The sequence below is a fragment of the Clostridium sp. AF35-15 genome (genome assembly GCF_003477745.1).
GTDB classification, from domain to species: domain Bacteria; phylum Bacillota; class Clostridia; order Lachnospirales; family Lachnospiraceae; genus Otoolea; species Otoolea fessa.
In genome coordinates, this window is sequence record NZ_QUDY01000005.1 from 66,195 (window position 1) to 79,902 (window position 13,708).

Annotated in this window: 7 protein-coding genes; 6 read left to right on the top strand and 1 reads right to left on the bottom strand. The window is 50.5% G+C overall.

Annotated features, from left to right (window positions below):
• The 6 genes from DWZ76_RS07345 (at position 1) to DWZ76_RS07370 (ending at position 13,129) form a co-directional block, all read left to right on the top strand.
• Positions 1-4,527: a PolC-type DNA polymerase III gene (locus DWZ76_RS07345; RefSeq protein ID WP_118472297.1), complete on the top strand. Its 4,527-nt coding sequence runs from the start codon at positions 1-3 to the stop codon at positions 4,525-4,527.
• Positions 4,528-4,599: 72 nt separating this feature from the next.
• Positions 4,600-5,874 carry an aminotransferase class I/II-fold pyridoxal phosphate-dependent enzyme gene (locus tag DWZ76_RS07350; RefSeq protein WP_117795288.1) on the top strand — a complete coding sequence of 425 codons (1,275 nt, stop codon included), beginning with the start codon at positions 4,600-4,602 and terminating at the stop codon, positions 5,872-5,874.
• Positions 5,875-6,136: 262 nt separating this feature from the next.
• On the top strand, positions 6,137-7,678 hold the full coding sequence (gene cls, locus DWZ76_RS07355; RefSeq protein ID WP_347560922.1) for a cardiolipin synthase: 1,542 nt from the start codon (positions 6,137-6,139) through the stop codon (positions 7,676-7,678).
• 106 nt (positions 7,679-7,784) lie between these two features.
• Entirely contained in the window at positions 7,785-8,345 is a 561-nt protein-coding gene (locus DWZ76_RS07360; protein WP_118472299.1) for a DNA-3-methyladenine glycosylase I, read from the top strand.
• 113 nt (positions 8,346-8,458) lie between these two features.
• Positions 8,459-11,638 carry an ATP-binding protein gene (locus tag DWZ76_RS07365; protein WP_118472300.1) on the top strand — a complete coding sequence of 1,060 codons (3,180 nt, stop codon included), beginning with the start codon at positions 8,459-8,461 and terminating at the stop codon, positions 11,636-11,638.
• Positions 11,639-11,677: 39 nt separating this feature from the next.
• Positions 11,678-13,129, top strand: a complete 1,452-nt coding sequence (locus DWZ76_RS07370) for an AAA family ATPase (protein ID WP_118472301.1) — start codon at positions 11,678-11,680, stop codon at positions 13,127-13,129.
• A gap of 136 nt (positions 13,130-13,265) precedes the next feature.
• Here the strand turns inward: DWZ76_RS07370 and rpmB are convergent, their stop codons facing one another.
• A complete protein-coding gene (gene rpmB / locus DWZ76_RS07375; RefSeq protein WP_003504147.1) occupies positions 13,266-13,451 on the bottom strand; it encodes a 50S ribosomal protein L28 in 186 nt (61 codons plus the stop codon).
• Between the last annotated feature and the right edge of the window lie 257 nt (positions 13,452-13,708).

A 13,708-nucleotide genomic window follows, 5' to 3' on the forward strand; every position in this document is an offset into this window, starting at 1 on the left:
ATGAAAACATTTCTGGAGGTATTTCCAGATTTACATATTGCGGAAAATGTGCGGGGACTGCTTGAAATGGTCGGGATCGAGAAGATCTCGACGAACCGTGACCGGAGCGTGATCCGCGTCTACATCGACAGCCCGCGCCTGATGCACAAGCAGAGTATCTACGATCTGGAAAAAGGCATCAAGGAGCAGTTGTTTCCGGGCAAACGGGTGACGATCAAGATTTTGGAGAAATACCATCTGTCCAGCCAGTACACGCCGGAAAAACTCATGAATGTGTACCGGGACAGTATTTTGATGGAGCTGAAAAATTACAGTATCCTTCTTTATAATATGTTCCGTAAGGCGGAGATGGATTTTGAAGAAGAAGGATACCTGAAGCTGTCGCTGGAGGACACGATGATCGTGCGCGATAAGGCACAGGAACTGGTGCGGATTCTGGAGAAAATCTTCACCGAGCGCTGCAATGTGCCAATGGTTGTGAAGACTTCCTACCGTCCGGTTGAGAAGAAGAATACTGAGCCGGAGATCATCTACATGAAGCCGCAGGCGGCAGGCGAGAGTGGCTCGGCAGGCGGAAGCGGCGCGGCTGCCGGGGCAGCAGGTGCCAATGAGGCGTATATGGAACCGTCGGGGGCAGAACCTGCCTCTGGCGGTGTCGATCTGCCATTTGACGAGGGAAAGACTGTTTTAAAACCGGTTGGTAAGCTGAAAGCCGGAGGGAATCCGGCAGGAGGCAGAAACCAGGCAGGCAGCGCAAATGCTGGATCTAGCAAGGGCGGCGAGTACCGCCGTTCGGGCTATATGAAGAAATCCGACAATCCGGATGTGCTGTTTGGGCGCGATTTCGATGAGGAGGCGAGCCCGATCGAGGAGCTGGAAGGCGAGGTTGGGCAGGTTGTCATCCGCGGAAAGATCCTGACCTGCGAGCTAAGGGAGCTTCGCAGCGGCAACACATTGTTTATGTTTTCGGTAACGGATTTTACAGATACAATCGGCGTCAAGATCTTTGCACGGGAAGATACGCTGGATGATTTGAAGATGGCGACCAAGGCGGGACAGTTTGTCCGCATCAAGGGTGTTGCCAACATTGATAAATTTGACGGCGAGCTGACGATCGGTTCGGTTTCCGGCATCAAGAAATGCGAAGATTTCACCAGCAAGCGGATGGACAACAGTCCGGTCAAGCGCGTGGAGCTTCACTGTCACACAAAGATGAGCGATATGGACGGTGTTTCCGAGGTCAAGGATATCATCAAACGTGCCAAACAGTGGGGCATGGACGCGATCGCTGTCACCGACCACGGCTGTGTGCAGGCATTTCCGGATGCGAACCATGCGGTCGATAAGGGCGAAAACTTCAAGATCCTCTATGGTGTTGAGGGCTATCTCGTCGATGATATGAAGGAGCTGGCGGAGAATGAGAAAGGACAGACGTTAGACCACACCTGCGTTGTATTCGATATCGAGACGACCGGTTTCAGCCCGATCAAGAACCGCATCATCGAGATCGGCGCGGTGCGTGTGACGGATGGAAAGATTGTGGACAAATTCAGCACATTTGTCAACCCGGAAGTGCCAATCCCCTATGACATTGAACAGCTGACAAGCATCAACGACGGCATGGTAATCAGCGCGCCGACGATCGAAGAGGTTCTGCCGGAGTTTCTGGCATTCTGCGAGGGTGCGGTCATGGTCGCGCACAACGCGTCGTTTGATATCAGTTTCATCAAAGAAAATGCGAGACGGCAGGGACTCACATTCCAGCCGACCGTTCTCGATACGGTTTCGCTGGCGCGTGTCCTGCTGCCGAACCTGAACCGCTTCAAGCTCGACACGGTAGCGAAAGAGCTTAAAATTTCCCTCGAAAACCATCACCGGGCGGTCGATGATGCGGGGGCGACGGCAGAGATTTTTGTCAAGTTCATCGAGATGTTAAAGGCTCGTGATATCGAAAACCTGACGCAGCTCAACGAACTCAGCAAAATGACACCGGAAATGATCCGGAAGATGCCGACCTACCATATTATTATTTTGGCGAAGAATGATGTCGGGCGAATCAACCTGTACCGGCTGATTTCCCAGTCAAACCTGACGTATTTTGCAAAACGTCCGCGGATTCCAAAGAGTCTGCTGGCGAGCCACCGCGAGGGGCTGATTCTTGGATCGGCGTGCGAGGCGGGCGAGCTGTTTCAGGCGATTCTGCGCGGGGTTCCGGAGGAGGAACTGGGAAAAATAGCGAATTTCTACGATTATCTGGAAGTGCAGCCGCTTGGAAACAACGCATTTATGCTGCGGGATGAGAAAAGTTCGGTCAACACCTGGGAGGATCTGCAGGATCTGAACCGCAAAGTGATTGAACTTGGCGAACAGTGGAACAAGCTGGTCTGCGCGACCTGCGACGTACATTTTCTCGATCCGGAGGATGAGGTCTACCGCCGTATCATCATGGCGAGCAAGGGCTTTAAGGATGCAGACGATCAGGCACCACTGTATCTGCGGACCACCGAGGAAATGCTGGGGGAATTTGAATATTTAGGCAGCGATAAGGCGGAGGAGATCGTTATCACAAACACGCGCAAGATCGCGGCGATGTGTGAGCGCATTTCCCCGGTACGCCCGGACAAGTGTCCGCCAGTTATTCCGAATTCGGATGATACGCTGCGTACCATCTGCTACAACCACGCGCATGATATGTACGGCGATAAGCTGCCGAAGGTGGTAGTCGATCGGTTGGAGCGTGAACTTCACTCGATCATTTCCAATGGATTCGCCGTTATGTATATCATCGCGCAGAAGCTGGTTTGGAAGTCGAATGAGGATGGATATCTGGTTGGTTCGCGAGGATCCGTTGGTTCCTCGCTGGCGGCGACGATGTCTGGTATCACGGAGGTAAATCCGCTGAGCCCGCATTATTACTGCCCGAACTGCCATTATTACGATTTTGATTCCGAAGACGTAAAGAAGTTTTCGGGTATGGCGGGCTGCGATATGCCGGATAAGATATGTCCAAAGTGCGGAAAACCGTTGAAAAAAGACGGGTTCGACATCCCGTTTGAGACGTTCCTGGGATTCAAGGGCGATAAGGAGCCGGATATAGACTTAAACTTCTCCGGCGAGTACCAGAGCCGGGCGCACAGCTATACGGAGGTCATCTTCGGAAAAGGACAGACCTTCCGTGCGGGGACGATCGGTACGTTGGCGGATAAGACAGCGTATGGTTTTGTGGCGCATTATTATGAGGATAAAGGAATCCGTAAGCGCCGGTGCGAGATTGAGCGCATCGTGTCCGGCTGCGTCGGCGTGCGGCGTACCACCGGACAGCATCCGGGCGGTATCATCGTACTGCCCCTCGGAGAGGAGATTGACACGTTTACACCGGTGCAGCACCCGGCGGACGATATGACGACACGCACCGTCACGACGCATTTCGATTACCACTCCATCGACCACAACTTGTTGAAACTCGATATTCTCGGACACGATGATCCGACCATGATTCGTATGCTGCAGGATTTGACGGGACTCGACCCGGTTAAGGATATTCCACTGGATTCGAAGGAGGTCATGAGTCTCTTCCAGAACACGGAGGCGCTCGGTGTCACGCCGGAGGATCTCGGCGGCTGTAAGCTCGGGGCGCTTGGCATTCCGGAGTTTGGTACAGACTTCGCGATGCAGATGTTGATCGATGCCAAACCGAAATATTTTTCGGATTTGGTGCGGATTTCCGGTCTGTCCCACGGTACGGATGTATGGTTAGGAAACGCGAAAGACCTTATCCTGAGCGGACAGGCGACGATTCAGACGGCGATCTGTTGTCGAGACGATATTATGATTTATCTGATTCAGAAAGGACTCGAAGAGGGACTCTCCTTCACTATCATGGAGTCTGTCCGAAAAGGAAAAGGACTGAAACCGGAGTGGATTGAGGAGATGAAAGCTCACGATGTGCCGCAGTGGTATATCGATTCCTGCCTGAAAATCAAGTATATGTTCCCGAAAGCGCACGCGGCGGCTTACGTTATGATGGCGTGGCGTGTGGCGTACTGTAAGGTATTTTACCCGCTGGCGTACTATGCGGCATATTTCAGCATCCGTGCGAGTGGATTTACCTACAAGCTGATGTGCCAGGGGCGCGATAAGCTGGAGTACCATCTGGCGGAGTACAAGAGCCGGTCGGATTCTCTTTCCAAGAAAGAGCAGGACACGCTGCGCGATATGCGTATCGTACAGGAAATGTACGCGCGCGGATTTGAGTTCATGCCCATCGATATTTACCGGGCAAAAGCCCGCAATTTCCAGATCATAGACGGAAAGCTGATGCCATCGTTAAGCAGTATCGACGGACTCGGCGAGAAAGCGGCAGACGCGATTGTTTTTGCGGCGGAGGACGGAAAGTTCTTGTCGAAAGAGGACTTTATCAATCGCACCAAGGTTACGAAGACGGTGTGCGATCTGATGGCAGAGCTGGGAATTCTGACGGGGCTGCCGGAGAGCAATCAGCTTTCGCTGTTTGATATGGTGATGTAAAAGAGCCGTACTAAAAAATGGGCTCAATTACTATATAATTATTTAAAAATAAACATATGAAGGAGAAGAAAAATGAAACGTTCAATGGAAACAACGTGCATCCAGGGCGGATGGCAGCCGAAAAATGGCGAGCCGAGAATTCTGCCGATCTACCAGAGCACGACCTTTAAGTATTCAACCAGTGAGCAGATGGGAAGACTCTTTGATCTGGAAGAAAACGGATATTTTTATACCCGTCTGGCAAACCCGACCAATGATGCAGTCGCAGATAAGATCCGTGAGCTGGAGGGCGGCGCGGCAGCAATGCTGACATCCTCCGGACAGGCGGCAAACTTTTATGCGGTATTTAATATCTGCGGCGCGGGCGATCATCTGGTCTGCTCGGCAACCGTATACGGCGGCACATCAAACCTGTTTGTCGTTACGATGAAAAAAATGGGCGTCGATGTTACGTTAGTTGACCCGGATGCGCCGGAAGAGGAGATCGAGAAGGCGATCCGCCCGAACACAAAGTGTATATTCGGTGAGTCGATTGCAAACCCGGCTCTGGTAGTGCTGGATCTGGAAAAATTTGCCCGGATTGCACACAGAAATGGTATTCCATTTATTGTAGATAATACGTTTGCAACTCCGATCAACTGCCGTCCGTTCGAGTGGGGCGCAGATATTGTAACGCATTCTACTACAAAATATATGGATGGACATGCGATGACCGTCGGCGGCTGCATCGTGGACAGTGGCAACTTTGACTGGGAGGCACATGCAGATAAATTCCCGGGTCTGACGACGCCGGATGAGTCTTACCACGGCATTATTTACACGAAGAAATTCGGTAAGGCGGCTTATATCACCAAGGCAACCGCACAGGTAATGCGTGATCTCGGTTCCATCCCGTCCCCGCAGAATTCCTTCTTATTGAATATCGGTCTGGAGACACTGCATCTGCGTGTGCCGCGCCACTGTGAGAATGCACAGAAGGTCGCCGAGTATTTACAGAGCCGTGAAGATGTGGCCTGGGTGAATTATCCGGGACTTGAAAATGATAAATACCATGCACTGGCGCAGAAATATATGCCGAACGGTACATGCGGCGTTATTTCTTTCGGCTTAAAGGGCGGTCGTCAGGCAGCTGGCGAGTTCATGGATAAGCTGAAACTGGCAGCCATCGTAACCCATGTTGCCGATGCGAGAACCTGCGTTCTGCATCCGGCAAGCCATACTCACCGTCAGCTCTCCGATGAGCAGCTCAGGGAGGCAGGCGTTGATCCAAGCCTGATCCGTTTGAGTGTCGGAATTGAGAATGTGGATGATATCATCGAGGATATCCGTCAGGCGCTGGAGGACTAAAATGCCAAGAATGGCGATATAACAGCTTTATGCCGGGTATCCGTGAGATGTTTCAATGCGGTTGTTAAAATGAGCGCTTACAACGACAGGTCAGTCGGGATGACACATAAATCTGTGTTAGTCTCTGGCTGACCTCTTGTTTTATTTGCAAAAATCTGTCATACTATGAGAGATGGCACTGTAGTTTTAAATGATATGGCAGATGCCCGATGAACAAGATAGAGAAATGGACTGGTAGAAAATGGAGAAAATACTTAAAAAATTGAAAAAACTGCTGCGTCTGATTTTCGGTCGTACCACGCTGGGAACGCTGTTTCTGCTGATACAGATTCTTGTGCTCTTTGCCGGGTTTGACTGGTTTAGAGAGTACCTGATCTATATGTATGGCGGATCTGCGATACTCAGTGCCCTGATATTGATCTATATTATCAGCGATGAAGGAAACAGCACGATCAAGCTGTCCTGGGTTGTGCCGATTCTGGTATTTCCAGTGTTTGGAACGCTGTTTTATCTGTTTTTGACGCTGCAGCCTGGCACGCACCGTATTAACCGGCGGATCGAGGAAGTTGGGACAAAACTGCGTCCGTACCTTTTACAGGATCCGGAGGTGCTGGCACACTATGAGAGCATCAGCGCCAGTGGCGGCAATCTCGTCCGCTATATGAACCAGTACGGACGTTTCCCGGCGTATGAAAATACGGGGGCACGTTATTTCCCGCTGGGAGATGATATGTTTCCAGTATTATTGGAAGAACTCAAAAAAGCGGAACATTTTATATTTATGGAATATTTTATCGTAGAACACGGAGTGATGTGGGATGCGATTTTACAGGTGTTAGAGACGAAGGCCGCCGAGGGCGTGGAAGTCCGATTTATGTATGACGGCATGGGAAATCTCTTCACGCTGCCGCACGGCTATGAGAAGGCGATGCAGGAGAAGGGGATTCAGTGCAAGATTTTTGCGCCGGTGCGTCCGGCTCTCTCGAGTTATCAGAATAACCGCGATCACCGGAAGATCTGCGTGATTGATGGTCATACTGCGTTTACCGGAGGCGTGAACCTGGCGGATGAGTATATCAACCAGCGGGTGCGCTTTGGACACTGGAAGGACACGGCAGTCCTGATCAAAGGAAAAGCCGTGGATAGTTTTACGATGATGTTTCTGCAGCTCTGGGATGTGACGGAGCGGGATGGCGAGGAGTACCGCCGATTTTTATGTCCGCCGGAATTTCATATGCCGGCGGGGATGGATTACGGCGGCTTTGTGATGCCGTATGCGGACAGCCCGCTCGACGGGGAAAATGTCGGCGAGTCGGTGTACCTCGATATTTTAGGGCGTTCACGCCGGTATGTGCACATCACGACTCCGTATCTGATTCTCGACGATACGACGCTGGCGGCGCTCAAGTTTGCGGCAAAACGCGGCGTGGAGGTCATTATTATCATGCCGCATATACCGGATAAGTTATATGCGTACCTGCTGGCTCGCAGCTATTACGCGGAGCTTCTGCGGGCTGGTGTCCAGATCTATGAATACACGCCGGGCTTTATCCATGCGAAGATGTTTACGAGCGACGATGAGAAGGCGGTGGTCGGAACGATCAACCTTGATTTCAGAAGCCTGTATCTGCATTTTGAGTGCGCGTCCTATTTCTTCCGCAATGCGGTTGTGATGGATGTGGAAGAAGATTTCCAGAAAACACTTGCAAAGAGCGAGCGGATCACTCTGGAAAGCTGCCGGAAGTATCCGTTTATCCGGCGGTTTGCGGGGAAGGCGCTGCGGATTCTGGCGCCGCTTATGTAGAACTTCAAAACGAGAGATATGGCATATTTATGTTTTCTTGAATGAAAAACAAGGATAAATAAGCAAAAAATGTGAGAGCAAATGACGAACAGGGAGAGATAAACGTATGGAATGGCACGATGGAAAACACCGCTGCCGCTGGGCGAATCCAAAGAATGAATTGTATATCCGTTACCACGACGAGGAGTGGGGAAAGCTGGTTCGGGATGATGCGAAGCTCTTTGAGATGCTGATCCTTGAATGCTTTCAGGCAGGGCTTTCGTGGGAGTGCATTCTCAATAAGCGGGAGGCATTCCGCGCCGCGTTCGATGAATTTGACCTGGACAAGGTGTGCGGTTACGACGAGGCGAAGGAGGAAGCACTCCGGACCGCCCCGGGAATTGTACATAACCGGCTGAAAATTCATGCCGCTGTCACGAATGCACGGATATTCCGGGAAATTCAGAATGAATATGGGAGTTTTGACGCGTATCTGACTCACTGGACAGGAGATGCGGTGATTCATGAGACAGGCAAGGTCAGCTCGCCGCTCTCAGATGCAGTGTCGGCAGATCTCAAAAAGCGTGGGATGAAGTTTGCCGGGACGGTGATTATTTATTCGTATCTGCAGGCGGTCGGGCGGATTGAGTCGCATGAGGATGGATGCTTTCTGGAATATAAGATGTAAAATAACAAGATGGCAGGTGCAGGAAAAAGGGCGTACCAGAAACATGTCGCAAGCGACCGCGCTTGGCGCGAGAATGTGCCAAGGCACATTCTTTTTCACGGGAGGACGGAGCGATGGATTCCGAGAATGCGAATAAGAGTAAGAAGAAAAAGACTTCAAACATAATACAGATCTGCATCGGCGTGCTGGCGGTTGTGCTGGCGGCACTGATTATCGTGATGATGGGAATTGTCTCCAGTATTCAGGGAACGGCGCGTGTGGTCAATTATGCGGGACTGGTGCGCGGAAAGACACAGCGTATCATTAAATTGGAAATTTCCGGTCAGCCGGAGGATGGTATGATTCAGGATATTGAGGCCTTCGTCGACGGTCTGCGAAATGGCAATGGCGAACTGGGGCTGGTGCGCCTTGATGACGGGGCGTTTCAGAGTAAGATGCAGGAGTTGGAGGAGTACTTTGCCGCGCTTCACTATGAAATCCTGCGTGTCCGAGAAGTCGGCTATGAGAATACAGAGATCATTGATAAGAGCGAGCGGTTCTTTGAAATCTGTGATGAGGCGACGGGACTGGCGGAGGCGTATTCCCAGAGGAAGGCATCCTCGCTGACGGTAATTGAAAAATATATCACGATTGATATTATTGTTCTGATGCTTCTGATTGGATATGAATTTATCAAGGCGGTGCGCTTTGCGGCGATGAACCGTGCGCTGCAGAAAAAGGTGTATTTGGACAAGGCGACCGGACTTCCCAATAAGAATAAATGCGAAGAATTGCTGGATGATCCGGAACCGGCGGCGGAGAATGTGGGAGTATGCAGTTTTGACCTGAATAATCTCCGCCGAATCAACAACAGCATGGGGCATGAGGCGGGGGATGCCTACATCAGGCGGTTCGCCGTCTGCCTGCGCGCGTCCATGCCTGCGGAACAGTTCGTAGGGCGGGACGGCGGCGATGAATTTATTGCCGTTACGCATGGTCTGGATGAGGAGGCCATGCGGGAATGCCTCACCCATGTGCGGGAGGCGATGACAGAGGAGTCAAAGGGATATCCGGATATGCCGCTCAGCTATGCGGTCGGGTATGCACTTGCCAGTGATTTTCCGGGCAGTACGATGCGGGAGCTTTTCAATTTTGCCGATAAAAATATGTATATCAACAAAAACCATGTAAAGCGCGAGGAAGCGGCAGCGGAAAAACGGCTGGATTTCCGCCTGCTCAAGCTTTTAAACCGGTTCGGGAGAAACTTTTCGGATTGTCTCTACTGCGACGCGCACATGGATACCTACCGGACACTCCGTGCCAGTGTTGATTTCTTCCTGGCGTCGGACGGAAGCTATTCCGGTGCGGCGGAGCAGATAGCAACGGAACGAGTGCCTCGTGCTGACCGCGCCTACATCCGCCAGAGTCTGCAGATTTCAAAGCTTTCCGGGAAGCTGCAGGCGGAGGGAGATCTACTTGAATTGCAGTATGACACTAACGATCAGGGACTCTACAGCCGCCTGACGCTGATCCCGGTAGATTGGGATGAGAAAGGAAAGCTGCATCATTTCCTGCTGGCATTTGAGACGATCCGGAAAAGTTCAGAAGGACGGGCAGATGCGAAGGAACAGCTGACGCTTTATTATGAACAGCTCAAACAGTCGATTCTGGAAAATGACAGCTATGTGGATGCACTCCTGGATCTGTCGGATATGATATATACAGTTAATTTGACAAAGGATCTTCTGGAGAAGGGTGTTGTTCTGAATGGAAAAGAAGAGAGATGCCGGGAGCTATTTATGGACTATCCGCTGCCGTGCTCTTACCGTGATTATTGCAGTGAATATATGAAGATGGTCACCCAGGAGACCTTGGGAAGCTATCGCATAGCAGATGATCCGGCTAAGCTTTTGAAGCGGTTTGAGGCAGGGGAGAAACATATTTCCGTGGAATACTGTATCCAGGAGGAGGATGGCACGATCTGCTGGGTACAGAAAACAGTTCTGATGACGCAGACGATCGTGTTTGATACGGAGCTTTCTTGTGAGATGCCGGTGGTTCATGCGATCATTCTTCTGCAGGATACGTCGCAGATGCACGCGCGGGATGAACAGGAGCACGCGCGCCTGCAGGCGGCATTTGATGAAATGCGGACGGCAAACCGGGCGAAAACAGATTTCTTAAGCCGCATGAGTCACGATATCCGGACACCGCTCAATGGCATTATCGGGCTTTTGAAAATCGATGAGGCACATTTTGATGATAAGGAGATGCTGATGGAAAATCACCGGAAAATGCAGGTGGCGGCGGGGCATCTGCTGTCCCTCATCAATGATGTGCTGCAGATGAGCAAGCTGGAAGAGGGAAAGATCATTCTGGCACATGATTATATTTCATTGGCAGAGATGACGCGCGATATCGTGAGCATCATCATCGAGCGCGCGGTAGATGCGGGCATTCAATGGGAGTATGATAAAAGAAAAGCGGAGATTCCGTATCCGTATATTTATGGAAGCCAGCTCCATCTGCGCCAGATTTTCCTGAATATTTATGGAAACTGCATCAAATACAATCGTCCGGGCGGAAAAATCAGTACCAGGGTGGAGGCGCAGGATGTACGGGACGGCTGGTGCGTCTATAGGTGGACGATCTCGGACACGGGAGTTGGCATGAGCCAGGAATTTCTGGATCACATCTTTGACCCGTTTGCACAGGAGAAAAATGATGCGCGTAGTGTTTACCAGGGAACTGGGCTTGGCATGACGATCGTCAAAGGGCTGATTGAACAGATGCACGGAAACATCGAGGTGACGAGTGAGGTCGGCATTGGAACGACGTTTGTGGTGGAAATTCCATTTGAGATTGCACCGCCGCCGGAGGAGTTCCCGGTTAAGGAAGCAGCGCCGTCAGGAGATATTCACGGTTTGAAGCTGCTTTTGGCGGAGGACAATGAGTTGAATGCAGAGATCGCGGAAACACTTCTGACCGATGCGGGTGCCCATGTCACGATTGTGAAGAACGGGAAGAAAGCAGTAGACTGCTTTGAGGCGGCACCTCCGGGGACGTTCGATGCGATTCTCATGGATGTGATGATGCCAGTGATGGATGGTCTGGCTGCGACACGCGCGATCCGGGCGATTCCGCGGGCGGATGCAAGGCAGATTCCGATTCTTGCCATGACGGCAAATGCCTTTGAAGAGGATGCCAGGCAGTGCTTGGCAGCTGGGATGAATGTGCATCTGGCAAAACCACTGCAGATGGATAAGGTGCTGGCGGCGCTCATGGAGTGCTGCGGCAAAAAGAGGGATCTATAAAGTTTGGAAAGGGCGAAAAGGAACGCAGGCGGTACAGGTATGAAAGCAATCTCTATTTACACGATTACCCGAAATCAGAATACGGAATACCTTCAAAAGCTGGAACGACAGCTTTCGGGGCGGGATGTGTTTCTGAAAATACGGGAATGGGAGCTGGACAGCATGAAAGCGCTTGTTTCGGAGTTGGAGAGACATATGCAGGCGGTGTACGCACTGCGTTTTTTCTATTCGTTTCAGATTCCGAGACTGGGGAAAGAGTTTGATCTGCTTCAGATCAAGGAAGAACAAATTTTAAACCTTGAATTAAAGAGCGGACAGGTGTCGGATGAGGCGATCCGCAAGCAGCTCATACAAAACCGGTATTATCTGGCGGCGCTGGGAAAGCCGATTCGTTCGTACACTTATATTAGCAGCCAGAACCGCCTGGTGCGTCTGACGAATCATGACCGCATTGTGGAGGCGGACTGGGAACAGCTCTGCTGGGATTTGCAACAGGAGAGTGCTGATTATCCAGGTAATATCGAAGACTTGTTTCAGGCGGAGCTGTACCTGATTTCGCCGCTCACAGAGCCGGGACGGTTCTTAAAGAAAGAATATTTCCTGACATACCAGCAGAGGGATATTGAACGCCAGATTTTAAAGAAAATCCGGGCAGACCGGACGGGATATTTCTGGTTTACCGGGCTTCCGGGGACGGGAAAAACGCTGCTTTTATATGATATTGCGATGAAACTCTCCGGGCGGCAGCGGGTGTGCATGATCCACTGCGGTGAAGCGGGAAAAGAGTGGAAGGTGCTGCATGAGCGGCTGCGGCGGGTGGAGTACCTGGCGGAGGATAGTGTTCAAACGGGAACGGAAATCAGGTTTGAAGCATACAGCGCGATCTTAGTAGATGAGGCACACCTTCTGTCGCCCAATACATTGGAAATTTTGCTGGAGATCGGCAAAACGCGTCCGATTATTTTTTCCAGTAACTGTGAGGATATGATTTCGCCGGAAGAATTGGAACTGGGTGCAATAAAGCTCTTGGGGGAGCAGCCGGGAATCCAGACATTCCACCTGACGAATCGGATCCGTGCGAATGCAGAACTTTCCTATTTTATACAAAATATGATGCACCTGCCGCACGGACGCGGAATGCGGCGCTATCCCCATGTCGCGGTGGTTTATGCCAACGATGAGTCAGAAGCAGCTAATTTGCTGAATGATTACATCCGTCAGGGATATGAGTGCCAGGAATCCGATTGGCAGGAAAAACTGGAAGAGCAATCCGATTCTGCCGTAGAAATACAATCTCGCCATACGCGAGAAGTCGATTGCATGGTGCATCGGCTGGATGGGCGCTATTATTATGATGAAATGGGATATCTGCGCTCGACGGAGCGCGATGTGAGGCATCTTTTTTATCAGCTCAGCGAGGCAAAAGAAGAGCTGGCGCTGGTGGTGATGGGAAATGAGAAGCTGTATGGAACGCTGCTGAACTTGTTTTAAGGTGTTTTGAAGGAAAAGTTTTATATAAAATGTTGGAATGTGTTCAAAAAGCATATTTCCAACATTTTTTGTCGTTCATTATGCTAAGGACAAGAAAAAAGCCTCAGGCAGACACCTGAGGCCAGTTAAACTCGATTTAGGCTCTTTCAACTAAACCGGATCTTAAGCAAGAAGTACATACATACATCTTCTGAGCTCCGCCATTAGTTTTAACCTTAACAGACTTAACGTTAGCTTTCCACATTTTGTTAGATCTTCTATGTGAATGACTCACTGCATTACCAAAATGAGCAGCTTTCTCGCAGATTGCACACTTAGCCATCGTAGCACCTCCTTAACCGATCATTGGACTTCCTATTAAAATCCATAACAAAGGTATAATAGCAGAAAATAGGAAAATATGCAAGTGAAAAACCAAAAAAAATAAAAAAAGTTTTCGACAGATGTCTATTTTCTATTTCCTTTTTAACGTGGGTGGTGTATAATATACGCGTAAGCCATGAGTCATGCGGATAAAAAAGGCTGAAAAACGGTGTTGTGCTTGCACATAAGCCGTATTTCAGACATTTTTATCCATAG

What these genes read in the sequence shown, in the direction of transcription:
- DWZ76_RS07345 (WP_118472297.1), top strand. Translation starts at nt 1, where the DNA reads ATGAAAACATTTCTGGAGGTATTTCCAGATTTACATATTGCGGAAAAT.
- DWZ76_RS07350 (WP_117795288.1), top strand. Translation starts at nt 4,600, where the DNA reads ATGAAACGTTCAATGGAAACAACGTGCATCCAGGGCGGATGGCAGCCG.
- DWZ76_RS07360 (WP_118472299.1), top strand. Translation starts at nt 7,785, where the DNA reads ATGGAATGGCACGATGGAAAACACCGCTGCCGCTGGGCGAATCCAAAG.
- DWZ76_RS07365 (WP_118472300.1), top strand. Translation starts at nt 8,459, where the DNA reads ATGGATTCCGAGAATGCGAATAAGAGTAAGAAGAAAAAGACTTCAAAC.
- DWZ76_RS07370 (WP_118472301.1), top strand. Translation starts at nt 11,678, where the DNA reads ATGAAAGCAATCTCTATTTACACGATTACCCGAAATCAGAATACGGAA.
- rpmB (WP_003504147.1), bottom strand. Translation starts at nt 13,451, where the DNA reads ATGGCTAAGTGTGCAATCTGCGAGAAAGCTGCTCATTTTGGTAATGCA.